Raw genomic sequence first — 23,638 nt, forward strand, 5'->3', positions numbered from 1 at the left:
CGTAGCACCGTCAGAACTGCGCAGGTTATTCCGCGGCGTCGGGCGTCTGATCCGCCTCGATCACTTCGGCGCGCTTTTCGACCTCTTCGACGATATGGTCGATCATTCGGTCGTTGGACATCTTGTGACTGGCCTTGCCCGCGAGATACACCATGCCGGACCCAGCCCCGCCGCCGGTGAACCCGACATCCGTCATCAACGCTTCGCCGGGCCCGTTCACGACGCAGCCAATGATCGACAGGCTCATCGGTGTCTTGATATGTTCCAGCCGCTTTTCCAGCGCTTCAACGGTCTTGATCACGTCGAAGCCCTGCCGCGCACAGCTGGGGCAGGAAATGATATTGACGCCGCGATGGCGCAGGCCCAGCGTTTTCAGGATTTCATACCCGACTTTGACCTCTTCCACCGGATCGGCCGACAGGCTGACCCGGATCGTGTCGCCAATCCCCATCCACAGCAAGTTGCCCAGCCCGATAGCCGATTTGATCGTGCCCGACATCAACCCACCGGCTTCGGTGATACCCAGATGGATCGGCGCGTCGGTCTGATCTGCGAGTTGCTGATAGGCGGCCGCGGCCATGAACACGTCAGACGCCTTCACGCTGATCTTGAATTCGTGAAAATCGTGATCCTGCAGGATGCGGATGTGATCCATGCCACTTTCGACCATCGCGTCGGGACAGGGTTCGCCGTATTTTTCCAGAAGGTGCTTTTCCAGGCTCCCGGCATTGACGCCGATGCGGATCGAACAGTTGTGATCGCGCGCCGCGTTGATCACTTCCTTGACCCGCTTTTCATCGCCGATATTTCCGGGATTGATGCGCAGGCAGGCCGCGCCCGCCTCGGCGCTTTCTATTCCGCGTTTGTAATGGAAATGGATGTCGGCGACGATTGGCACCGGGCTTTCGCGCACGATTTCTTTCAACGCCTTGGAACTCGCTTCGTCCGGGACCGAAACCCGTACGATATCCGCACCCGCCTCGGCGGCACGCTGAACCTGTTCCACCGTCGCCCTGACATCCGAGGTAATGGTATTAGTCATCGTCTGCACCGAAATCGGCGCATCACCACCGACCGGCACGTTGCCGACATGTATCTTACGGCTTTCACGACGGTAGATATTGCGCCACGGGCGGATGTGGTTCAGCGACATGGAAGGAACCCTCTGCATTTGCAGGCAAGGACATAGGCCATCCCCTGCCCCCCTGCAACCGGATCAACCGTTTCAGTCGAGGTTTTGGCAGAACGGTACAATCGATTCGCCACGCAGATCGGCGACGATTTTCGCAATATCGCGGTCGGCATCGAAATCAGCGACCTGATAGGTGGCATTCAGATGATCGACTGACAACGCCAGCTTCGACGTGACGGACCCGCGCGATCCAGCCGGTCCCCGCGTGGTGCCATCCACCGCGAAATAGATCGAACCGCTGTCACCGACCCGGATCGTATGCGGCTGTTCGGTCTGCGCCACGGTGTAAGTATCGCAGGGCTCCATGATGCCTTCGAAAACGGAGGTTCCGTCAGCAGTCTGCACCCGGACCCAAGACGGCCGAGCGGCCACGATCGTCACCCCATCGCCCAGACGTTCGACAACTTGTGGAAGGTCCGATGCAGGCTGCGCCGCCGGTTCGGGATCGGCAAAAGCCGTATCGAACTGATCCGGCGTTTCAGGCACGAAACTGCCAACGCTGCTGGGATCGAGGGTGGAAATCGGTGCATCGCGCGCCACCAGAACCGGCACATCCAGCGCCTGCGGCCGGTACAACCGGTCCAGAGCTTCCGACGGAGGCGTGAACGCACCGCTTTGCACCACGCCTTCACCGGTCGTCGTCGATCGGGACGTCGACAGCGGATCGAGATCGGCCAGAACGTCGGGGGTGTTTTCAACCGGAGCGAATTGCACCCGTTGAATTTCGTTCAACACGGTCCATCCGCCAAACCCGATACCGCCAATCAACGCCAGCAGGACCAGTGACGATCCAATTGCGCCGGGTTCGATATTGGCAAAGAAACCTTCCTTGACCGGAGCAAAGGGGGTGGTCGGCGCACTGAAGGGATCGCGGTCGCCCCGAGCGACCAATGGCACGTCTTTCGATGCTTTCCGGCTGGAGGCTTCGGCGGACATGCCATGTGCGGTTGAAAAACCGCTTTCTTCACAAAAGCGGCTGAATGCTTCTTCCGGATCCATCCCGAGATAGCGGGCGTAAGAACGGACATACCCGGCGATAAAGCCGGGCGTGTCAAAAACCGATGGGTCGGCATTTTCGATCGCAGCAATATAGGCGGCTTTGATCCGAAGTTCCCGTTGCACATCGAGCAGCGATTTTCCTAACGTGGCCCGTTCGCCGCGCATGACATCGCCCAGACGCATTTCGAAATCGTCGAACCCTCTTGGCCCGGTATTCGCGTCGTCTGACACCTTTGGTGTTTTTCGCCTGATCATCCCCACTGCCCTACCTGCCGATTCGCTTACCGAACCAATCGATTCGAGACGCGACCTTTGTTTATATCAGCGTAGCACATGGCAAGTTTTTTTACACCACATGTGGTTTTAGGCACTCATTTCGGCACGATTCAGCGCACATTGCGACCAAAGATCGTCAAGGGCACGGACCAGCTTGTCCATTTCGTCCGGGCCATGGACCGGCGATGGGGTAAACCGAAGCCGCTCGGTCCCGCGCGGAACGGTGGGATAATTGATCGGCTGAACATAGATGCCGAATTGTTCCAACAACATATCGGACAGTTGTTTGGTGTGGACCGGATCGCCGACAATCACCGGAACGATATGTGATCCATGGTCAATGATCGGAAGCCCCATGCCCTTCAGCCGGGTCTTGAGAATCCGGGCTTGGGTTTGGTGACGGTCTCGACGTTCCTGATCGGTTTTCAGATGCGCAACCGAGGCCGCCGCACCAGCGGCAATGGCCGGTGCCAAAGACGTGGTGAAGATGAAACCCGGCGCATAGGACCGCACCGCGTCACACATTTTGGCCGACGCGGCAATATAACCGCCCATCACGCCATAAGCCTTGGCCAGTGTTCCATTGATGATGTCGATACGATGGGCCAGCCGGTCGCGTTCGGTAACACCGCCGCCGCGGGGGCCATACATGCCGACGGCATGGACTTCGTCGATATAGGTCAGCGCGTTGAATTCGTCGGCCAGATCGCAGATTGCTTCGATCGGGCCGAAATCGCCGTCCATCGAGTAGACCGATTCGAAGGCGATCAGCTTAGGCGCTTCGGGATCGTCGGCGGCCAACAATTCGCGCAGGTGCTCGACGTCATTGTGGCGGAACACGCGCTTGGCACCGCCGTTCCGGCGCACGCCCTCGATCATCGAGGCGTGGTTCAACTCGTCCGAATAGATGATCAGGCCGGGGAACAGTTTCGGCAGGGTCGATAGCGTCGCGTCATTGGCGATATAGGCGGAGGTAAACAGCAGCGCAGCTTCTTTGCCGTGCAGATCGGCCAGTTCCGCCTCCAGCCGTTTGTGATAAACTGTGGTGCCCGAAATATTCCGGGTGCCGCCCGATCCCGCGCCGGTCGCATCAAGCGCTTCGTGCATCGCCTCCAGAACGACCGGATGCTGGCCCATGCCCAGATAATCATTGCCGCACCACACAGTGATCGATTTTTGCGTGCCGTCAGGACGGGTCCAGAGCGCGTGCGGAAAATTTCCGTTTTCCCGTTCGATATCGATGAAGGTCCGATACCGTCCCTCTTCGTGCAGACTGTTGAGGGCTTCGTCGAGCTTGGCCGAGTAATCCACGTCTTTGATCCTTCTCCTTGGCTCGGCGTAGTATGCGCGTTTCCACCGGGCTTGTCCTGTTCGAACATATTCAAGAAATTGTTATAGTCTGAGTGCGGTTCCGGCGAAAGGTAACAATTTGACGCTTCTGCATTCCTTGACTTGCATCAAGCCCGGCTATGATGACAATCGGGTGGCGCGGCCACGTCCGCCGCAAAATCAAACCTGCAGGAGCCCCCATGTCGCTTGAAACCGTTCTGTCCCGTATCGATCAGGATTTACCCGCCGCCACGGAGCGGTTGTTAGAGCTGCTGCGAATCCCGTCGATTTCGACCGATCCCGCCTATAAGGGGGATTGCCAGACGGCTGCAGACTGGTTGGTATCAGACCTCCAAAGCATTGGCATTCAAGCAGAAAAACGGAAAACACCCGGCCACCCTATGGTCGTGGGCCATATCGAGGGTGATGGGCCGCATATCCTGTTTTATGGCCATTACGACGTGCAGCCGGTGGATCCTCTGGACCTGTGGGACCGCGATCCCTTCGACCCGGCAATCGAAGAAGCCGAAGGCCATAAAGTGATCCGCGGCCGCGGCGCGTCGGATGATAAAGGTCAGTTGATGACCTTTGTCGAAGCCTGCCGGGCGTGGCAGTCGGTCAATGGAACGCTGCCGTGCAAAATCACTTTCTTTTTCGAAGGCGAGGAAGAATCGGGATCGCCATCGCTGATCCCGTTCATGCGCGAAAACGCCGACGAGCTGAAATCCGACATCGCGCTGATCTGCGACACCGGGCTGTACGGCGACAGCACACCGACCATCGTGACCATGCTGCGCGGGCTTTTGGGTGAAGATTTCACCATCACCGGACCGGACCGCGATCTGCATTCGGGCATGTATGGCGGCATCGCCATGAACCCGATCCGGGTGCTGACCCGCATTCTGGCCGACCTGCATGACGACACCGGCCGCATCACCCTGCCGGGTTTCTATGACGGGGTCGAGGAACTGCCCGAAGAAGTGCTGGCGCAATGGCAGGGGTTGAATTTCGATCATCAGTCTTTCCTCAGCGAAGTCGGACTGAAGGAGCCGGCTGGCGAACAGGACCGGATGCCGATCGAGATGATCTGGTCGCGGCCGACCTGCGACGTGAACGGGATCTGGGGCGGATATACCGGGGCGGGGTTCAAGACCGTGTTGCCGAGTCAAGCCAGCGCCAAAGTCAGTTTCCGGCTGGTCGGCAAACAGGACCCGGACGCGATCCGCAAGTCGTTCCGCGACTATGTCGAAAGCCGGTTGCCCGAAGGGTTCAGCATCGAATACCGCACCGAGAAGGGGTCGCCGGCGTCGCAGATGTCGATCGACAACCCGATGTTCGAGCAGGCCCGAACTGCGCTGAGTGCGGAATGGCCAAACCCGGCGGCTTATGTCGGCTGTGGTGGATCGATACCGATTGCGGGCTATTTTAAGGACATCCTGGGCACCGATGCAATGCTGATCGGGTTCGGCAAGGATGATGACCAGATTCATTCACCGAACGAAAAATACGATCTGTCGAGCTTTCACCGCGGCATGCGCAGCTGGGCGCGCATTCTGGACGCTTTGACAAAACAGGCCTGATCTGACGGAGCGCCCGTTCCGGGCGCGCAGGGGGAGCTTCGCCTTGCGGCGAAGCGGCTTCGGGGGCGCTGCCCCCATCGCGCCTTGCGCGATTCCCCCGGAGTGTTTGGGGCAAAATGAAGGATTAGGACATGCGGGGATTTCAGAACGGGCAAGCGGAGATCGACGGGGCTGAGATAGCCTATGAAATTGGTGGATCTGGGCCGCCGGTTCTGTTGCTGCACGGATTTCCGCAGACCCGGGCGATGTGGTCGGCCATCGCGCCGCGCCTGACCGACAGTTTCACCGTGGTCTGCGCCGATTTGCGTGGGTACGGGAAATCGGCCAAACCGGAGGCGGTGGCCGATTATTCCTTCCGTGAAATGGGGCGCGACCAGGCCGGATTGATGCGCGAACTGGGTTTCGAGCGCTTCGATCTGGTCGGTCATGATCGCGGTGCGCGCACGGCCCACCGGATCGCGCTTGATTTTCCCGACCGGATCAAATCGCTGGTGCTGATGGATATTGTTCCGACCCATCTGTTGCTGGATCAGTTGAGCATGCAGGTTGCCAAGGCCTATTACCACTGGTTCTTCCTGGCCCAGCCGGCGCCGTTTCCCGAACGGTTGATCGGCGCCGATCCCGATTACTATTTCGAGAGTTGCCTGCTGGGATGGGGCGCATCGAAGATCGAGGATTTCGATCCTGTCCAACTGGCCGCCTATCGCGCGGCCTGGCGCGATGCAGACACTATCCGGGGCATGTGCAACGATTACCGCGCCGCCATCGAGGTGGATTTCGCCCTGGACGCGGCTGATCTGGACCGACGGGTCGCCTGCCCGACGCTGCTGCTTTACGGTGCCGACGGGGCGATGGCCCAGGCCTATGACGTCCCGGGCACCTGGGCGGACCGCTGCGCCGACCTGCGGGCCATGGCAATCCCCGGCGGGCATTTTTTTCCTGATACCGCGCCAGAGGAAACCAGTGCGGCGTTGCTGGAATTTCTGGGCTAGAAAACCCCGCTGAAGCGCTCGGGCAGTTCATATTGCGCGTCGTATTCGGGCCGATCGAATTCATAAAACCCGGTATCGCCGCGCAGTTTGAACGTGTCGTGCATATGTTTGCGATAGGCCTGCATGTCGAAGCCGTCGACCATGCTCATCTGGGCGAAGCCGTCGAACAGAGCGCGGTCTTCGCCGCGTTCGGAGGCGAACCAATGGCGCCCGATCGAAGCGTCTGAAATTTCGGCGCCTATTGCGCTGGTCACCGCGTTTCGACGGTTCATCGCGGCGCTGTATTCCTCGAAATCGCAGAATTTCAGATGGAAGAGATACAGCGCCTCGGGCGTGTTGAGCTTGGGATACTGGGCGAAATGGCCGCCCCGCGCAATCTTGGTACCGGTCGAGATCACGCAAGGTTTCGAATAATGCGGCGCGATGCGGACATGGCGGCGCGGGCCAAGAATCCTGTCGCGGATCGGGTCGGGTTCCAGATCGATACGGTGGATCAGTTCCAGCCCGAGCGGGGTCAGCACCTGATCCGCGCGGCGGACTTCGAGAAATTCCAGAAGCGTCCGGCCCTTTTCCGGGTCGATCACCAGCAATTCATCGACATCGCCAACGATGACATGTTTGTAATAGCTTTTCAGCCCGCCAACGATCCCGTTGAGCAGCCGCCAGCGCTTCATATCGAAGTTTTTATGCGGATCGCCCGGCAAGCCGATGATATTGCATCCCTCGGCCAGTTCGGCCACGCCTGCGCCGCGACCGTGATTGATCACATAGAGATTTTCGCGCCCGAAAAGCGCACCGTAATAGCGCAGCCACGCCTTGAGAAAAAAATGGTCGTCGCGCACCATAGTGACGACGGCGGCCGTCGATTGCATTACATCACCTGCAATTATCCCGTTCCGGTTTGCCCGGACGCCTTGTTATCGACAGTCCTAACCTGTTTGATGGGACTTGAGAATTAAAAATATGCGGTCCCTTGAACGAAGGTATCCGCAGCGCAACGCAGAGGGCTTGCCATTATTCTTGATGAATTCAGCCGAACCGGCCTGTTTTTTCGCCGTGTGAACGATGTTCCGCTAACCCAGTTCCAGGTTCTGGGCGAACGGGCTTCGGCCACCAATCTGGTGCGCAAACTGATCGAGAAAAATGTTCAGATCACCCGGACAGAAGCGTTGGGTTGGAAACATGCCGCCCCGCGGATGCCGGCAATCCCGCGCGATTTTCTGGTCGTGGTGGCGGTACGCAATGCCGAAGACTGGGCCCGTTCGATGTTCAAACGGCCCTGGCATCTGGATCCGATGCATCAGGCTTTGAATTTCTCTGCCTTCATCCGCAGCCCATGGCGCAGCATCGTCGATCGCCCCACTGATTTCGAGGAACTACACCCTGAGATTGCCGAAAAGGTGCTGGGTGAAGATTTGCAATATGATCGCCACCCGATAACCGGCAGGCGGTTTGACAACCTGTTTCAGCTGCGCAGTGTAAAACTGGCGTCACATTTGGGAATGCTGAACCGGGGCTGCAATCTGATGCTGGTTAAGGCTGAAACGGTACAGGCCGATCCCGAAGGTTTTGCCAAATGGGCGCTGGACACGCTGGATTTGCCGTTGAAAGGCGAAAGGATCAAGGGTGTCACGCGCCGGATGGGCAACCGGTTCCAGCTCTCGGTAGATCCCGACCTACGGGGCGAAGCGCCTGCTGAATTGAGCGAGCAGGACCGGGATTTCATGCGTCAGGCGCTGGACCTGAAACTCGAAGCGTTACTCGGCTACAGCTATCTCTGATCGCGGTTTTGCAGCGCTCTGACGCCCTTGGCGGCCAACAGAAGCATCGGAAATCCGTGCAGACAAAGATCGAAGATGTCGATTGGTCGGTTCAGATCGCCTGCGGCCAGCATTTTCAGCTTTTCCCACAGATGCGGTTCCGGTGTGAACGGGGCCAGCCCCAAAGCAATCGCAGCCATGATCAGCATCGGCCATGACAAAGTGTCGAGAAATCTCATGGAAGGGCCTGTTATTGAGGAAAATGGCGCGGTTGACGGGGCTCGAACCCGCGACCCCCGGCGTGACAGGCCGGTACTCTAACCATCTGAGCTACAACCGCGCATTTTCTCGGGTCTCATCGGGTTGGGCAGTGGTGGCGCGGTTGACGGGGCTCGAACCCGCGACCCCCGGCGTGACAGGCCGGTACTCTAACCATCTGAGCTACAACCGCTCACTGCCCACCCGGGTCATCCCGAGCGTGAGAGGCTGTTTATGCCGACCGCCCTGCCCCGTCAAGCGCCACTTGGCCGAAAAACCAAAATATTCGGGCGCCTGTTTCAGGCTCTTCGGGTTCCGCCTAGAAATCACAAGAAAGACGCCGAATTTCGACACCGATTTCAGTAGAAAATCCCGTCAACAATGCAAGAATCGAGTCATTGATCACAAGAAATTGGCCTGAGGCACCGTTATGGCGCGGGCAGGCCCAGAACTTTCAATCGCCAAGCGGGACATTGGGTCCGTTTTACATCCCACAGGAAGTGGCCTAATCTATAGGTGAAACGGTGACTAAACAGGAAAAATTCCCTGTAACCGTGTTGTATATATGAAAAATGGTGGGTGATGAGAGGCTCAAAAGCCCCACAATCAACAAAACCCCTTATTTTCAAGCGCTTTTGCACTTCTCCCTTGCACTAAATCGGAAAACCACCCTACAAATTCGGCAGTATTACCCTACAATTTCGCCGAAAGGGGCCGAACATGAACGCCAAGGAAGCCAACGGGATTCCACACCTTAAAGGACCTAAGAACGGTCGGTATCGGTACCAGCGGCGGGTCCCGAAAGACGCACAAGCGGCCCTCGGGGGGCGCAAGGTCTGGGACCAATCCTTGGGCGCGCACTACGGCGCGGCGATGGACCGGGCGCGGCAATTGAATGCGCACTATGACGGACTGCTAGAACGCCTCTCCACGCCAGAAGGCCGCGACAAGCACCACGCAGACATGGAAGACGAAGCCGCCGCTATGGTGGTGCGCATCCGAGCCAATGCGCAGCTAGCGCAAAACGACAAAGGCGAGTGGCAGGAAGCCAAACCGATGGACCGGAATCCGGGAATCTGGCGCGACACAGCGGACAAGATGAAAGCCGCACGCGCCCTGCCCCCGGCACAAGAGCTTGAAGCCTTGGCCGCTCACGCGGCCTTTGCCTTCGGGGACCGGTCAACGTTCGACCTGATAGGCGGCTCGGAATATCATGCGGCACTGGTGGACGTCCTAGAGCCTCAGCGCCCCACCGATGCGGTAGATGCTGCCATGTTCGACGCCATGAAGACCGCGCTAGACGCGCGCATTACCGAACTGGCAGGCGAACGGCTGGTGAACCCCAGGCACACACTGAGTCACCTTCATGCGGCCATCGCAGAACTGCGGAAACTCAAACCCAACACCGTGCGCAATCACAAGGTAACCACCGCCAAGTTCAACAAGTTCCTGCTGGACGAAAAGCGCATGGACTATGAACCTTCTCTGGCCTCGATCACGCCGGACCTGTTGCAGGAATATCTTGACTACCTGTTGCACGACGATGGCGTGAAAAACAGTTCCATCCACAAATATTTCGACGGCATGTCCAGTGTGTTCAATCACGCCATTAAAACCCGGAAAGTACCGGGGGTGATCATGAACCCGGTCAAGACACTGGAAATGCCCCGGACGGATGCAATCGAAGATACGATGTATCTGCCGTTTAACGATGCGGAGATGAAGAGGATATGGGCAGAAGCCCAATGGGAATGGGACCCAGACAACCGGCGGAGCAAGCTCAGTGCTGAACGCCGTCGCGCATTTCTAATGGTGCTGCGGGTGCTGCTGTGGTCTGGCCTGCGCCCTGTCGAAGCGTTTTGGCTACGCGACCACGGCGGGGTCACTGCCGATTACATCGACGTCCAGCGGACCAAGACCGGTATCAAGCGCAAGATTCCGATCTGCGATCACATCGCCGATTTTCCGGCCTTCGTCGCGGATGGTGGCTTTGATGCCTGCATTTTCGAAGGCCTGCACCAAGGCGAGGAATACGGGAAATACAATGCGGAGAAGCTGCACGAAGCCATGCGGCGCTCGTTCGCCGTGATCCGCAAGCGCGCAAGGGTGACCGACCCCCGCAAGGTACTGTACAGTACCAAGGACACGCTATTGCAGCGCCTCCGCGCTGTAGACGGTTACAGCACACCGATTGAGGTAGTTGTCACCGGGCACGTCAAGAAACTGGAAATGGGGCGGCACTACGGCGGAACACTGGGTGACGATCCGGCGATGCGTGCAGCGGTTAAGAAGTGTCTGGACGCGGTGACCTATTGGTGAGCGACATGAAAGAACACGAAAGAATGGCAGGGCGTTTTTGGCAGGTGTCACTAGAATATCTAGAGGCAGCGCAGCTTGCAAACAATCAGCAGCGCGGACGAGGTTTGTACTTTGTGTGCCTTCACAATATCGGACACAGCTTAGAGCTTTACTTAAAATCTCACTTGGTCGTTTTGGATGGTCCGGGCACTGACCCAAAGAAATACAGCCATCACATTCGTGATATGTGGAATGACGACAGGCTAGAGCATATTCGACAAAAAGCTATCAGTCTGCTCGAAGACTCGCGGAGACCGAAAGGAATCGTCATTCATATGATGACCGCCATGGAATTTAGTCGTGAAAAAACCATGGATAGCTACATCGAATTGCTTAGCGAACAGTTTAGCAACGCGAGCAATTATGCACTGAGATATCCACCTGACAGTATCGTGAAAGTACCTGACCCGAAGGAACTCTTATACGTACTGCCCAAACTATACCATCGCGAACCGCCGCTGGACGTCCTGCGGCGCTGATCACGACACAAGCCCGCCTAGGTCTCGTTCTCAGCCGCCCGCAGCGCCTTATACGTCGGGTGCGCTGCGGGCTGGTCGGTTGCTGAGACGGCGGCGGGTTGGGCCTCTGGTGCCTTCGATGCTTTCACCGCGTCCGCTACCTTGTCCAAGATGCCGGACAGGCTGTTGACGTCGATCCGGCCCACCGGGGTGGGCTTGGCTGCTTTGTCGGTGGTCAGGCGGGTTTCTAGGTCAATGAGGCTCTGGACGTTCTTCACACAGGCAGACGCCGTTTTCATGTCTCCCGCCTGCATGGCGAGGATGCGTACCCTGTCGTATTGAGTCGCAAGCCACGGAATGGTGATGCCAAACGCCTCTAGCGGGGTGCCGCCGCCGATGACAGGGGCTAGGGCTTGGCCCTGCAATTCCTCGATCCGGGCGCGGACGTCCGGGCGCTTTGCGAGGTGGGAAGCGTGCGATTTTGCGTTCGCTTCTTTGTAGCCTGCGGCGACGTATGCATCTTCCTGCCGCGCGTGTGTGCCGTTCGCAATTGCCTGTGCGAATTGCTCATGTTTGGCATTTCCAAGGCGGGCCATTACTCGAATCCCCCATTCGTCGGCGGCAACTTGAATATACGGAGTCGCGCCCATTCATATATTCTGATCGACAGCCACAGAATAGAGAGTGCCGCAGCGACGTCAGGGAGGAATCCGAATACGGCCCCGGCTGCGGCCCCCGTTGCCCCGGCGTCGGCGATTGCTTTGATATCTTCTGTCATTACTTAATTACTCTGGTCGATTTGTGGGGGGCTGTTACCAGCCGCCGCGTGGATTTAGTGCGCCGCCGTACCCCGCAGCCTCGGCGATGCGGGTGTCAATCATACCCTCGATGCTCTCCCGGACGGCCTGCCCGATGCGCGCGGCGTTCTGGGGGCTATCGTCGCCGCCCTCAACTTTGACTGCGGTGTGGATGCCGCCGTTGATCGTGACGCCGCCACCTGCGCCGCCGGACATTTCGACCGGTACTTTGCGGCCACGGCTAAGAGGGATAACCGCCTCGTTTGGATGCAGAACGGCGGGCATTCCGCCGGACGTGTTCGCGGTGCCCTCGGCGAAGGCGGGGATTTTCTGCCACGCCGCCGGGTTGCTGGTGTTCGCGACTCCTTCATCGAAGCCGAACAACGAAAGCCCGACCTGCACGGCGGTAGACAACCAATCCCCGCCGGTTCCGCCTGTCGCGGCGCTGGTAGCCTGCCCGGTGGAAATGGCGGTTGCCATGGTCTGCGCTGCGATGTTGCCACCAGTGATGATACCGGCCTGCATTTGGGCTGCGGCAACGTTCCCGCCTGCCCCGAATAGTTTGTCCAGCCCTAGCCCGGTCATGATTTCCCCGGACAGCCCCTTTGCCAACTTGGCGGCGACTTCTGCCTGAATGGCCCGGGCGAAATCTTGGAAGGTAACCTTCTTGCCCATCAGCCCGTCACGGACAGCCGTTTCCAGCGACGACTCTGTCGCGCGGTACATCGTGTCGGCGAACGCCTCGGGGACCTCGCCCAGACGTTCGTTTCGCGCTGCATAGGCGTCGAGATTTGCCAGTAGGGCGGCGGTCTCTTCATCAATCTTCCCGTTGTTCTCCGCCATCACCTGACCGTACAGGCGCGCGGCTTCCTCGCTGCTGTACTGACCCTCTGCCAGCGCGTGCCATGCATATGCCTGTGCTTCGAGGCCCTCAGTGGTGCGGACAATTTCATCCAGCACGCCCCGGCGGTGGCCGCCGCCTTTCTTGGTGGGTTTGTTCGCGTCGTTCAGGCGCTTGCGCAGTTCTTCCTGCTTCTTGGCGGCTGCGTCCAGTTCGTTAATCGCGGCCCATTCCTTGGCGATCTGGTCGGGGGAAATGATCTGCCCGCGTTCTTTGCTGGTGTCGATCATGTCTTGAAGCTGAACCCGGCGGTTGGCGGCCATGGCGGAAAGGCCTTCCGATAGCTGCAAGCCGATGGACTCGTTTTGCGCGTTCAGGCCTGCGATTTGTTGTTCTACGCTCTTACCCATAAGGGACAAGGCACCGGGTACGCTTGTGAGGTTCTGTAGCAGGCGTGCCGCCTCATCTGCGGCGGTTCCAATGGACGCGGTTAGGCCACCGGCTGCGCTCTTGCTGCGGTTTGTGGACTCGCTGGTGCCGTCCATCGCGTGGAGAAGCTTAAGCGCGAAATCCTCAGCGCGGATAAGCTGGGCCAGCATACCACGTCCTGCCCCCTCCGCTTTATCCAATCCGCCTGTGGTGGATTCCACTTCCTTGCGCAGCTTCGTGATAGCTGCGGCTTGGTCTGCGAAGGTGTGGGCGTTGCGAATATCTTCCAGCATGAACAAGAACGTTCTGGCGCGGTCGTTGGTGGTATCGAACGCGCGCCGGACTGCATCCACATCACCTGTAAGTGGATTCCCGTCGCTGGTCAGGGACTCGCGGATCGATGCAGCAAGGTCTGCGTTCTTGGTCGCGGCTTCGATCTGGGCCACCTTTTGCAGGCGCTCTAGATGGGCGTCCAGTTCGTCGTTTACCTTCCCGTATTCCTGACGCAGTTGGCGCAGGTTGCCGCCTGCAAGGGCGTATGAGGCGCTGCGTAGCTCGTTAAGCGCGCTGCGGGCGCCGGACAGAGATTCAGCAAAAGATTTGGTCTTTTCCCGGCCCTTGGTAAACGCTTGGAACAGGGCCGCACCTAGGGCGATTGTACCGATGGTCAGGAGGCTGACCGGGTTCAGCATGGATAGGAAACCACCCTTAAGTGCACCCAGAACGCTGCGAGGTCCGCCGCCAATCTGATTAAGGACCTGCGACAACTGGGTGCCCTGCTGCATCGCCAGCAAGAGCGGCGACTGCCCCGCCGCCAGCATGACGCCGATATCGTTGAATTGCGCGACCATGTTGGCGGTCGCGCCTGACATGTGCATGGAACTGACGCGAACCGACTGAGAATATTTGTTCGAAGAGACAACGCCCATTTGAAGCTGGGTGTTCAGGTGTTCAATCGCATTCTCATGCTGCGATGCAGACAGGACCCCCGCCGCATGGGCCGCGTTCACCTCGCCAAGCTGTTTTTCGTACAGCTTTGACGCCGCAAAAATGGGGTCATACTTCGTTTTCAGCGCGACCAGTTCGGCGGCGTGTGCGGCGCTTGCCTTAGCTGCGGCCTCAGAGGCGCGGGCCTCAGCCTGTAGGCCTGCGGTGGTGGCGCGGTAGTCTGCTTTCGCTGCGCCAAGGTCAGCCGTGCCGCCCGCCTTACCGGCGCGTGATTGCAGGCGCGCCAGCGCGGCCTCGACGCGCTGGATTCCCGATGCATCCCCCATGGCCTCGAACTGGGCGCGAAGCTTCGATGCCTGCCCCGTCGCCGTGGTCATCGCGTTGGTGGTGGCGGTGGCGAGACGCTGGGCGGCTTGCTCGGTGCGGTTCGCGGCCTTGGCGGTATTGTTTAGGGCAGTTTCTGCGCCGCGACCGGGGTTAACCTGCATTCCCTTCTTGAGGTTCTTGAACGTGCCATCGGTGGAGCGTTCCAGCCCCTCCACGGCTCGCTTGATGGATGCCACGGCACCCTTAAATCGCTTCGCGCCGGTTTCGGCGGCGCTGGCATTGATTAGAAGGCGTAGTTCATGGGTCTGTGTGCCGCCGCTCATTGTGCCACCTCATGCAGGTGTGCCCCGGCGCGGGACGGCGGGCAAATCTTATCAATCAGGCCGCGTCGCCATGCAGCCATGTATGCCGATGACTCATTGTTCTGGAACTCAGTGCGCGATTCATACTTGGCCGCGATCTGGCGTAGCTCTTCCTCGGTGAACTTCTTACGCCGCAGGCGCGGCATGTGGTCGAAAAGGAAGGTCAGGCCACGGCGGTGGATTTCTCTGTATTCGGCTGGGAAGCGTTTTGCCATTTCGCCGCGTGAACGACATTGGCGGGCGCGATCCCGCAGGTTTGCGAGGTGTGGATTCATTTGCTCGATCTCGGGGGAGGTTTCTTATATGTTATAATATAACACAATTGCAGACGTTTGTCACGCCATGGCGCGGAACGGTCACGATCACGGCGGGGGTACAGTCATTACGTAACTGCAAGGTAAGGACCGGAATTTTTTATAAAATATGGGGGTACTTAGAACGGAAAAGCGGGGGGTGCTGCGGCGGGTGGGTCACCGGCGGCTGCGTGGCTGCATATGTGTAGCACCTACCAGTAGGTCGGCACTATTGACCCATATCCCTAGACGGGTCCCAGACGCATTCTAGAGGGCCACAGAAGGCCGCTAACGCGGCCATCACCAACCCACATAATCACCAGACTCAACACCTCACAAGCTCGCTCTGCGGCTGTGTGGTGCTGTTACATGTCGATCTGGTGGGATGGTGGGCAAGTCGCCCGCTGACGCGGGCTTTACTGCCTCGACAGCACGGTGTGGTGGTGTGTCGGTGGTGCGGTGTCTCAGGTGTCCCAGAACGTTCCGCGTTAGCGGGCGGCTTTGGCGTCGATCCGGGCCAGCAGGTTCTTGACGGAAGTCGCATACCATTTCCCACCACGCGGCGTCTTGATCCCGCGCGCGTTTAGCTGGTCCGCGATCTGGCGCAGGCTGGTGTGGCCTCCTGCCTTGAGGGAGTCGATTGTGGAGGCGAGACGGTACGCCGCCGCGTCAGCGGCTTCCTTGATAGCTTCCACAGCGTCTGTATTACCCTTCTGGGCGCGCCTAAGGGCCGCTGCCCCGTTGGGGTTACCCAGCTTCACCCCACGCGCTTTGGCGGCTTTCAGGGCCGCTTTGGTGCGCTCTGACGTGATTTCCCGTTCATACTGGGCATGGGATGCCATGACGCCAATCGAGAGGGTGTTGGCGTTCTGCATGTCCAGCGCCTCAAACTCGACGCCCGCGTTACGCAGCGCAAACAGGAATTCCACATCCCGAGACAGTCGGGAAAGTGTGGCGACCACCAGACGCCCGCCCGTGATCTGTGTTTGATGCAGGGCCTTTTCCAGTTCCGGGCGGTCTTTCTTCCGACCGGATTCAACCTCGGTGTATTCTGCGGTGATGGTGGCCTTGTGCTGGGCCGCGTAAGCGGCAACCGCCGCCTTCTGGGCTTCCAGCCCGAGTCCACTCTGCCCCTGCCGTTGTGTCGATACCCGGTAATAGGCGATGATTTTCATGGTTCTGCCCTAGTGTACAAAATTGCGTTACGACCGTTAGACAAATTTATACACCACATCGGCGCGACTGGCAACAAATCACGGTCACGGAACGGGCCGGGACTTCATTCTTCGGCATACAATTGTATACAACTTTTTCAGTTGCGAACTGAGCGACAGGCGGCTGCTGCGGTAGGCTTTTTAGACTGTTCTGGTCGATCGCTTGCTGGTTTTCGAGATAAAAAGGCGAATGGTGCGCGGGTTAATGCAACCTAACGATTGCACAGGCGAAGCATCACGCTAGGGTGAACATAGCACCTCGAAAGGAACGCGGAAATGGCTGGAAAAACCTGCTTTGTTATCTCCCCTATTGGAGACAAGAACACACCTGTACGGAGGCAGGCGGACTGTGCCCTTGAATACATCATCAAGCCTGCCATAACCGAATTAGGATATGATGAACCGACCCGGGTGGATCGCTTGGACAAACCAACGCATATCACCACAGAGATCGTTCAGCACCTTGTTTCTGCCGACATGGTGATTGCGGACCTTTCCGGCTCGAATCCGAATGTGTTTTACGAACTCGGCATACGCCACGCGTACGCGAAACCCTGCATAATGCTCTCAAATTGGGACCCACAGCCACCGTTTGATGTCGGGCACACAAACATTATCAAGTATACCCACGACGACCCCACATCTCACGCTGAAGCGCGTGATCGGATCAAGCACCAAATTACTCAGCTTTCAGGTGGAACACCTGTTAGCAATCCAGTCACATTGGCAGAGGGCATATCAAAGCTGGAATCGAGTGGCGACGATAAGGATCAAATTATTGCAGCACTGACAAAGCAGATGGACGAATTATCCGGACGTGTGGCAACCGTTGAAACGGCTAGCGTACAGGCCTTGCGGGGGTTTGGCAGAAACGCTCTACTCGATATCAGCAACCTAGATGAAGGCCGAGATTTTCTGAGCTGGAGTAGCCATGACGCTCCGGGACACAACAAGATTCGGCTCGCCAAGATTCCAAGTATTTTCGAATTTGACGAAGCGGCGGCAGACATTGATGAGCATTTCGGTCAGATCAACAAGGGATCGGATGAAGGCGGCAACCAATGACCCGATTACTGACCCGTTAACTGACCCGATTACGGACCAACGTAACCACATGTAATCATTAAACTATTCTGGAAGTGACCCGTTAACTCGGTATGACCCGATATCCCCGCCAACTTTGGCGAGAATGCGCGGGCGTGTGCGTTTCTTCTACTCTTCTACTATTCTCAATTTAATTGGGTCAAATAGGGTAATAGGGTCAAGCACACAAAACAGCCATGAAAACAAGGGGTTTCAGGTGACCCGATTACCGCGACCGAAACCGGGTCACCCACGCCGGTAATCGGGTCACCTGAAACGCGAAGGGCGGCTGACGCCGCCCAACACTCTCTCCCTGCCTCACCCGCGACCGTAACGCGCCAAGACCTCTTTCAGATCGCCCAGAGGAGGGACTGGTACGAAACGCACCCGCGCCCCTGTCGTAATGACCGACCGGACCCCGTCCGCGTCCGGGCTTCCCTCATAGGTCACATGCTCCTTGTTATCGTGGACTGCGTCCTCACCAAACAGGGTTTTGATTGCTTTCACCCCTTCGGCTGTTTCATTGCCCCGGCCTTTCTTGATGCCCAGAAAAGCACTCATGTGGGTTTTCGCAACGGGGGTCGTCTCTGTGTCACTTAGGTCGTAGTAGAACGCTTCCCCAGACGCAGTGCGCCCTTGAATAACCCCCTCTTCCAGCGCGTCCACCAGCATCGCCAGCGGACCACTGAGACCCATGCCGACCTGCTGACGCAGGTACTCAGTCTTCGGCGGTGTCCGCAGGCTATCCCACGTCAAATTCACTGCCTCGGGGTTCCAGTGCGTCAGTTCGTACACCATTGCTTCCAAGCCGCCGTCTTTCATCTGGGCGTCGATCTTGGCGAAGTACGGGGCGTCTTCCTTGTGCGCCTCAGACGCCCGCAGCACCAAGAACCGGCGCGCATCTTCCTCGTCGGTCGGGATGATCCAATCGTTATTACTAATGAACGTTGAAGACATGTAGTTCGGGCGCTCTGTCATGTTTTCGAACTTCGGTTCGATGGGGATTTTATCACCGCTGATAATGTCCTTTAGAACACCGCCCGCCGACTTATCCCCGGCCCAGAACGCTTCTTCCGCGACCATCAGCAACTTGCCGTCAAGGTGCTCGTTGAAGTTCCCGGTAATGTGCTTGGGCTGCGTGACCTTGATAGCATTGCACCCCAGTGCCTCGCGTATCCAGTCCCAGACCTTGCTTTTCCCGGTACCTTGTTCGCCGGTCACGGCGATAGAACTTGGCACCTTAACGCCGGGGCGCACGAAGGTGGAAGCAATGTAGGTCAGGACCCAGTGGAACAATTCGTCGTCATTATCGCACAGCACCTCTTTCAGGTGAGTGCGAAGCAGCGACCAGTCACCCTCTACCGGCTCAACAGCGAACCCGGTCCACAGGTTAAAATCTCCGTTGCGGGCGGCTTCTGCGGCCTTCTCGGGGGCAGGTTCATAAACAGTGCGCCCGTAAGTATCGCGCGCGCGATCATACATGAACAGAACCGATGGCTTCAGCTTTTCGACCTTCGGTTCCCCCTTGCCGTTCTCGGTGTAGTAGGAAACTTCCCGATTTCGGAACAGGCGGTCGAGTCCACCCTCGTCATACCACCGTACAGCCGCCCCCGGCGCTGTACGGACACCACCACGTGCGCCACCCTTCGGAAACACCACGTAAGAGAAACGCACCCGCATGGATTCCTTGATCTGGTCGCGGATCAGGTTGACGGCTGCTTTGTAGGCCTTCTGTTTGGCTTCGTCGCTAGCCCCGGCCTTGATCCCGTACTTATCGTAAAGGACCGGATACGCGTCAGAGGCACGAACGAAGCCTTCACCATCGACTAGAAGTTCGTCGTATAGTGGCGCGCGGATATCGGCACAGAAAGCGGCGTCAGCCCCTGCGTCCGAATTGGATACCGACGCGGCCACCTGGCTCTGCTCCTGAACTTCCTCGCCCGGTTCCAGCATGTAAGGGCTGTCATCGTTCAACAGGTCCTCTTCGAACCATTCCTGCCGCAGCATCTCCGCTAGGAAATCCAGCGTCCCGTGATCGGCTGATTTACAAGAATTGCGGTTACAGCGGATCACGAAATTCCCTTTGTCGCTATCCAACGCGTTTACCGCGAAAGTCGCGTTACCACCCTCTTCCGAGTGGTCCCGTTCGAAGGGGCATTCTAGCTGAATTTTGCCTTCAACGCCGGTCGGGTCGCGTAGCTTGTCCGGGCATTCGGACTCGATCAGGTCCGCGATCATCAGGCGGTCTTTTATATCGTGCCACAGCGCCTTGAGATTGCGCCCTGACGGGGTCAACAGCTTGTCGGTGTCTGCCCCCTCGCCTGCCACTGTGAAGGCGTCCTGCGGCCCCTTCAGGCGCTTGGTGTAGTCGCGCTTGCTGAGGGTCGGGATTTCTTCGAAGGTCAGCGGACGCCCCCGCGCAACGGCGGCGTACCAATCCGCCCCCTTGGGGTGGCGGGGCGCGTACATCATCCGGCAGGGATCGGTGCAGGATAGGTCCGGATGCCCGCCCAGTAGTTCGACACCGGCCCCAACGTACTTGGACTCGAACATGTTTAGTTGGGCTTGGTCCGTGTCGCCGAGCGCGTCCATAGCGACCGGAACGGCAAGCGGGAAAATGACTCTGAGCTTGTCCAGCCCTGCGGATTTCAACACGATCTTACTACCACCGCTCGTCCGCTTCACTTCCGAAAACGTGACGGTCTGTAGAAACTCTTCGTCGTAGTGGTGCTTCGAGTGTTCCCGCAAGAACGTCTGAATCTGGTCATCGGTGTAGTTGTCAGCCGCGCCGAACACCTTGACCACGTCATCGCGGGAAATTTCGAAGGTGTCTTTTCCGTGGCTGTGGCTGGTCGATACGATTGCGAACAGGCCTAGTTCTTCGATCCGGTCTAGGATATCGTCCAGCTTGGTTCCGCTGTCGAAATCCAGCGCCATGGCGAAAATCTGATCAACCGCTTTCGCCTTGCGGGCTTTCTCAACGGTGGACGCGTAGACGAAGACGCTGCCAACTTTGTTCTTGCTCTCAATGTGTCGGGTCAGCCCCCAACCCTTCCCGCCTTCCAGCCAATCGCCCCACCGCATGGTCTGGCCTTCCCATTCTCCGTCTTGGGTGTTTCTGCGGTCACGGGGCGCATAGAACTGGCCTGTGGTTAGCGTGGCTTCCTGCTGCAACATGGCGTCGTATTCGGGACATGGCTGTCCCAGCAATTCCGCGCTGTTCCAGTATTCTGCGTCATCAATGACGTGAACGTCTTTCATTTGTAGTTCTCCTAGTTAGCGTCCGATTAGGACGCCAGACACACCTCACCCGCTCCCGGAATCCGGGTCATACGGACATTGTATTCAGGTGGGTCCAATCTTACATTTATACCCGTTTCCGGGCGGTTCTAATCACGATCTGCATTCGGTGATTGACAGCACCTTATCCCCCTAAACCCTTCCTACCGGCTGAACCTTTGTAGGGCGTGTGAAAGTGAACGTTTCGGGGTACTGAAGGTAGCAATCATCCTTGCGGCTAAGTTTGTGGAAAGTGTGCCATTCCGGTCGCGCCTCAAACTCGACCACATCACGACCGATGACCCCAACCCACGCGTTGCCTTTGCTTACTTCAAGATAGTCCGCGAGGATTGACCCTCGGTCGTCTCGAACATCCTCAAGAATAATCATTTTGATGCTTCCGTACCCGTTGTATTGCTCATCGAACCCAACCACATGCGCAGTCATACGGATACGCGGCTCCTTGCGGGCTGTCGTGAATTTTTCCTTAAGCATGGAGCACCACCACGTTACCAGTGGGGATCATCTCCGCCTGCACTCTCAGCACCTCCAAAAGTTCCTGCGTAGCCTCGATGGCTTCCGCGTTCCTCCGTGCTGACAGGACACAATCTGCAATTGTTTCGCTCAACGCCATGGCCATGGTGACGGTCTGGTCAATACTCATCTACTATCTCCTCTGTTTAGCTGTGCCGCCAACATAGCCGCATCAAGATAATCGCGTAACCCTTTGATTTTGAATGTCCGAAAAGGTTGGAAGGCCGATGTGACGTAGAATTGCACGATGTGATCCTAAATCACAAAATGCCCGATTGGCGTGTCCAATCTCCCATAGAGTCACAATATTTCTACCTAAAGCAGAATCTTAACTGCGGCGGAATGTCGCATATGAAACCACCCAGCCGCAGCTTTTTCGGACATTGGGCGGGGCGGCGGAGAAAGGACAAAACCCGCCGCCCCGCGCTTGCGGGCACCACCCCGCCATCCGCCGCGTCGCTGGACATAAGCGCGGCGGCATTCTGTTACGCTGGTCGCACCCAGACGCCGGGGCGCGGATTTAGGAACCCCGCCTCCCGGAGGGCTGGACGGATCGCAATGCCCATCCCGGTAATTTGCCGGACGTCGGTTTCGCGCATGGTCAATTCCTCGCCGGGGTGGTTCTCCGCGAAGATGTTCAGAGCATCGACCAGAGTCCAATGGGGCGCGAAAAGTTCGGCATTGCGCGGCATCATTGTACTGCCTCCCCGTCGATGATGCGGAAGGCGCTAAGCTGACCGTCATGTTGCAGCTCGACGGCCTCAGACCGGGACCACCGGTCACCGATCCCCGCCACATCGAGACCAAGCTCCCGCGCCAGCCGACGCGCCTCGAATATTAGGCGGGACTCTTCTTCGTCCAGTTCATGGGGCGACTTTGCGCCCCGCCGCTTTTCCGCGCGGCTCCACTTCTGTTGCCGCGCCGCCTTCCGGGCCTTTGTGTTGCGATCTTCGCGGATCAGTTCATGCCAACCTCTCATTTCGTGATCCCCCGCGCGGCGTTCATGCGGGCAGTCGCGTCCTCTATGGTCTGGGCGACTGAGTGGTCCGCCACTTTGTTGGCGGAGTCCGGGCGGCGCTGGCCTCGGTCGGCCTCCGGCAACAGGCCAATGCCATGCTGGCGGGCCAGCTTCATGCGCAAATGCGGGTTCCGGACCTGCATCAATGTATCGGCGGTTAGCTCGGTCGCCTCGGGGGCCGCCCCACCCATTTTGGCCTGTTCAAGGCCTTCCGTGTCGGCGAGGTGCTGGCGGACGGCCTCGCTATTGGCCTTGAGGTTGTATAGAGCATTGCTGATATCAGCGCCATCGAGTCCGCCATCGCTGTACACCGCCTCACGGACCTGTACCAAAACGGCGATATCGTCCAGCGGGACGTCCATGCCGAACGCTTCCCGCGCGTGGCGGCTGATTTCGTTGGCGGTTGTCATGAGGCGCGCGGCTTCCTTGGCGCTCAGGTTCTCGATTAGTTTTTCAAGCTTCTCAGACATTGGATTCCTCCCCCTTGATTGCGGCGAGAAGCTCGCCGTAGAATGCGTGTAGTTCTTGATTGACGGCGGTCAGGACAGTTATCGCCTCTGAGGCCTCGTGCAGCGCCTCGGTGAGGAAGGCGATTTTCTCGCCGTCGCTCAGTACCTCGAATGGTAGGTCAAGCATCGGTCGCCCCCTTTAGCTCGGAAATTTCAGCCCGCAGGCGCTCGTTCTCGTCCATCAGCCGCTCTTTTTCGCCGATGACGCGCCGGAAATGGTGCTCTGCGTCCCTGACTGTTCGGCCAAGAAATTTGATCTTCTCCGCGTCGGTCATCGTTTCCCAGATGTGTTCTGTGATCATGTCAGCCCCCGTTCCGGGCTGCGGCCACGGCCTCGAATGCCAGCCGCTCGGCATGGGATAGCCCGCCCGCCTTGGTCTCGGTCATCGCTGCGGCGATCTGGTCCACGGTGTAGCGCCCTGCGACGTCCGGGACGGTGTCCAACGCGATTGCCAGTTCCTCGCCTATATGCATCCCGGAAATCGCGCCGCCCCGAAGGACGGCGAAGATTCCGATGGCGTCATTGATCGTCAGGCCGTTCATTGCGGCACCGCCTTTCCTGCGGCCACCGCCGAGTCGATTGCGGCCAGCTTGGTAATCTCCTGCGCGGTAGTAGCGTCACTATGCGCACGAAGAGTGACCACAACGTCGCGCAGCATGTACTCGCCGCAGGTGTGCGGAAGGTCAGCGAACCACAGGTTCAGGTTATTTTTCATGGTAGCCTGTGCGGCCTCATCAAGCCCCCGCGTTGCGGTGAACAGGCCCAGAACGTGGGCCTTGGTTACAGTAAACAGTTTCATGA

Annotated in this window: 25 protein-coding genes and 2 tRNA genes; 6 read left to right on the plus strand and 21 right to left on the minus strand. The window is 58.3% G+C overall.

Annotated elements, in window-relative coordinates:
• Positions 1 to 25: 25 nt before the first annotated feature.
• The 3 genes from ispG to hemA form a co-directional block, all read right to left on the minus strand.
• Positions 26 to 1,153 (minus strand): flavodoxin-dependent (E)-4-hydroxy-3-methylbut-2-enyl-diphosphate synthase, encoded by a 1,128-nt coding sequence (gene ispG, locus VOI23_RS06355; protein WP_323783200.1) that lies wholly within the window; start codon positions 1,151 to 1,153, stop codon positions 26 to 28.
• A gap of 72 nt (positions 1,154 to 1,225) precedes the next feature.
• Positions 1,226 to 2,446 carry a helix-turn-helix domain-containing protein gene (locus VOI23_RS06360; RefSeq protein WP_323783203.1) on the minus strand — a complete coding sequence of 407 codons (1,221 nt, stop codon included), beginning with the start codon at positions 2,444 to 2,446 and terminating at the stop codon, positions 1,226 to 1,228.
• A 108-nt stretch (positions 2,447 to 2,554) separates the two neighbouring features.
• The gene (gene hemA / locus VOI23_RS06365; RefSeq protein WP_323783206.1) at positions 2,555 to 3,778 is read right to left on the minus strand and encodes a 5-aminolevulinate synthase; all 1,224 of its coding nucleotides are present in this window, start codon (positions 3,776 to 3,778) and stop codon (positions 2,555 to 2,557) included.
• A 218-nt stretch (positions 3,779 to 3,996) separates the two neighbouring features.
• Between hemA and VOI23_RS06370 the strand changes: the two genes are divergently transcribed.
• Together VOI23_RS06370 and VOI23_RS06375 are read left to right on the plus strand one after the other, a co-directional pair.
• Complete coding sequence (locus VOI23_RS06370) at positions 3,997 to 5,376, plus strand: M20/M25/M40 family metallo-hydrolase (RefSeq protein ID WP_323783209.1); 1,380 nt, start codon at positions 3,997 to 3,999, stop codon at positions 5,374 to 5,376.
• 131 nt (positions 5,377 to 5,507) lie between these two features.
• Entirely contained in the window at positions 5,508 to 6,368 is an 861-nt protein-coding gene (locus VOI23_RS06375; protein ID WP_323783212.1) for an alpha/beta hydrolase, read from the plus strand.
• Here VOI23_RS06375 and VOI23_RS06380 read toward each other — a convergent pair.
• The gene (locus tag VOI23_RS06380) at positions 6,365 to 7,240 is read right to left on the minus strand and encodes a glycosyltransferase family 2 protein (protein WP_323783214.1); all 876 of its coding nucleotides are present in this window, start codon (positions 7,238 to 7,240) and stop codon (positions 6,365 to 6,367) included. The two genes, VOI23_RS06375 and VOI23_RS06380, sit on opposite strands and share 4 nt — an antisense overlap.
• Before the next feature lie 186 nt (positions 7,241 to 7,426).
• On the opposite strand from VOI23_RS06380, the gene VOI23_RS06385 reads away from it, so the two are divergent.
• The gene (locus VOI23_RS06385) at positions 7,427 to 8,149 is read left to right on the plus strand and encodes a hypothetical protein (protein WP_323783217.1); all 723 of its coding nucleotides are present in this window, start codon (positions 7,427 to 7,429) and stop codon (positions 8,147 to 8,149) included.
• Here VOI23_RS06385 and VOI23_RS06390 read toward each other — a convergent pair.
• The 3 genes from VOI23_RS06390 to VOI23_RS06400 all read right to left on the minus strand — a co-directional run bounded on the left by VOI23_RS06390 (position 8,140) and on the right by VOI23_RS06400 (position 8,579).
• Positions 8,140 to 8,367: an RND transporter gene (locus VOI23_RS06390; RefSeq protein WP_323783220.1), complete on the minus strand. Its 228-nt coding sequence runs from the start codon at positions 8,365 to 8,367 to the stop codon at positions 8,140 to 8,142. The genes VOI23_RS06385 and VOI23_RS06390 overlap by 10 nt on opposite strands.
• Positions 8,368 to 8,391: 24 nt before the next feature.
• A tRNA-Asp gene (locus VOI23_RS06395) sits at positions 8,392 to 8,468 on the minus strand.
• A 34-nt stretch (positions 8,469 to 8,502) separates the two neighbouring features.
• A tRNA-Asp gene (locus VOI23_RS06400) sits at positions 8,503 to 8,579 on the minus strand.
• A 656-nt stretch (positions 8,580 to 9,235) separates the two neighbouring features.
• Between VOI23_RS06400 and VOI23_RS06405 the strand changes: the two genes are divergently transcribed.
• Both VOI23_RS06405 and VOI23_RS06410 read left to right on the plus strand, forming a co-directional pair.
• Positions 9,236 to 10,705 carry a site-specific integrase gene (locus VOI23_RS06405; RefSeq protein WP_323783224.1) on the plus strand — a complete coding sequence of 490 codons (1,470 nt, stop codon included), beginning with the start codon at positions 9,236 to 9,238 and terminating at the stop codon, positions 10,703 to 10,705.
• Between the two features lie 5 nt (positions 10,706 to 10,710).
• A complete protein-coding gene (locus VOI23_RS06410) occupies positions 10,711 to 11,223 on the plus strand; it encodes a hypothetical protein (RefSeq protein WP_323783227.1) in 513 nt (170 codons plus the stop codon).
• Between the two features lie 17 nt (positions 11,224 to 11,240).
• On the opposite strand, the gene VOI23_RS06415 is transcribed toward VOI23_RS06410, so the two are convergent.
• From VOI23_RS06415 to VOI23_RS06430, 4 genes are all read right to left on the minus strand, one after another.
• Positions 11,241 to 11,852, minus strand: a complete 612-nt coding sequence (locus VOI23_RS06415; protein ID WP_323783230.1) for a hypothetical protein — start codon at positions 11,850 to 11,852, stop codon at positions 11,241 to 11,243.
• Positions 11,853 to 12,014: 162 nt separating this feature from the next.
• A complete protein-coding gene (locus VOI23_RS06420; protein WP_323783232.1) occupies positions 12,015 to 14,867 on the minus strand; it encodes a phage tail length tape measure family protein in 2,853 nt (950 codons plus the stop codon).
• Entirely contained in the window at positions 14,864 to 15,181 is a 318-nt protein-coding gene (locus tag VOI23_RS06425) for a hypothetical protein (protein ID WP_323783235.1), read from the minus strand. The genes VOI23_RS06420 and VOI23_RS06425 overlap by 4 nt, the downstream gene beginning before the upstream one ends.
• A gap of 506 nt (positions 15,182 to 15,687) precedes the next feature.
• Entirely contained in the window at positions 15,688 to 16,374 is a 687-nt protein-coding gene (locus tag VOI23_RS06430; protein WP_323783238.1) for a recombinase family protein, read from the minus strand.
• 315 nt (positions 16,375 to 16,689) lie between these two features.
• Between VOI23_RS06430 and VOI23_RS06435 the strand changes: the two genes are divergently transcribed.
• On the plus strand, positions 16,690 to 17,478 hold the full coding sequence (locus VOI23_RS06435) for a hypothetical protein (RefSeq protein WP_323783241.1): 789 nt from the start codon (positions 16,690 to 16,692) through the stop codon (positions 17,476 to 17,478).
• A gap of 336 nt (positions 17,479 to 17,814) precedes the next feature.
• On the opposite strand, the gene VOI23_RS06440 is transcribed toward VOI23_RS06435, so the two are convergent.
• The 10 genes from VOI23_RS06440 to VOI23_RS06485 all read right to left on the minus strand — a co-directional run bounded on the left by VOI23_RS06440 (position 17,815) and on the right by VOI23_RS06485 (position 23,636).
• Complete coding sequence (locus VOI23_RS06440) at positions 17,815 to 20,757, minus strand: primase-helicase family protein (RefSeq protein WP_323783244.1); 2,943 nt, start codon at positions 20,755 to 20,757, stop codon at positions 17,815 to 17,817.
• 171 nt (positions 20,758 to 20,928) lie between these two features.
• Entirely contained in the window at positions 20,929 to 21,270 is a 342-nt protein-coding gene (locus VOI23_RS06445; protein WP_323783247.1) for a hypothetical protein, read from the minus strand.
• Positions 21,263 to 21,439, minus strand: coding sequence for a hypothetical protein (locus VOI23_RS06450; protein ID WP_323783249.1), 177 nt, complete (start codon positions 21,437 to 21,439; stop codon positions 21,263 to 21,265). The genes VOI23_RS06445 and VOI23_RS06450 overlap by 8 nt, the downstream gene beginning before the upstream one ends.
• A gap of 355 nt (positions 21,440 to 21,794) precedes the next feature.
• Complete coding sequence (locus VOI23_RS06455; RefSeq protein WP_323783252.1) at positions 21,795 to 22,004, minus strand: hypothetical protein; 210 nt, start codon at positions 22,002 to 22,004, stop codon at positions 21,795 to 21,797.
• Positions 22,001 to 22,288, minus strand: a complete 288-nt coding sequence (locus VOI23_RS06460) for a hypothetical protein (RefSeq protein ID WP_323783256.1) — start codon at positions 22,286 to 22,288, stop codon at positions 22,001 to 22,003. The genes VOI23_RS06455 and VOI23_RS06460 overlap by 4 nt, the downstream gene beginning before the upstream one ends.
• Complete coding sequence (locus VOI23_RS06465) at positions 22,285 to 22,797, minus strand: hypothetical protein (protein ID WP_323783258.1); 513 nt, start codon at positions 22,795 to 22,797, stop codon at positions 22,285 to 22,287. The genes VOI23_RS06460 and VOI23_RS06465 overlap by 4 nt, the downstream gene beginning before the upstream one ends.
• Complete coding sequence (locus tag VOI23_RS06470; protein ID WP_323783261.1) at positions 22,790 to 22,963, minus strand: hypothetical protein; 174 nt, start codon at positions 22,961 to 22,963, stop codon at positions 22,790 to 22,792. Before VOI23_RS06470 ends, VOI23_RS06465 begins: the two co-directional genes overlap by 8 nt.
• On the minus strand, positions 22,956 to 23,138 hold the full coding sequence (locus VOI23_RS06475) for a hypothetical protein (protein WP_323783264.1): 183 nt from the start codon (positions 23,136 to 23,138) through the stop codon (positions 22,956 to 22,958). The genes VOI23_RS06470 and VOI23_RS06475 overlap by 8 nt, the downstream gene beginning before the upstream one ends.
• A 1-nt stretch (position 23,139) precedes the next feature.
• The gene (locus tag VOI23_RS06480) at positions 23,140 to 23,379 is read right to left on the minus strand and encodes a hypothetical protein (RefSeq protein WP_323783267.1); all 240 of its coding nucleotides are present in this window, start codon (positions 23,377 to 23,379) and stop codon (positions 23,140 to 23,142) included.
• A complete protein-coding gene (locus VOI23_RS06485; RefSeq protein ID WP_323783270.1) occupies positions 23,376 to 23,636 on the minus strand; it encodes a hypothetical protein in 261 nt (86 codons plus the stop codon). Before VOI23_RS06485 ends, VOI23_RS06480 begins: the two co-directional genes overlap by 4 nt.
• Positions 23,637 to 23,638 lie beyond the last annotated feature (2 nt).

The organism is Thalassovita sp. (assembly GCF_034670005.1).
In the GTDB taxonomy this organism is placed as follows: Bacteria; Pseudomonadota; Alphaproteobacteria; order Rhodobacterales; family Rhodobacteraceae; genus Thalassobius.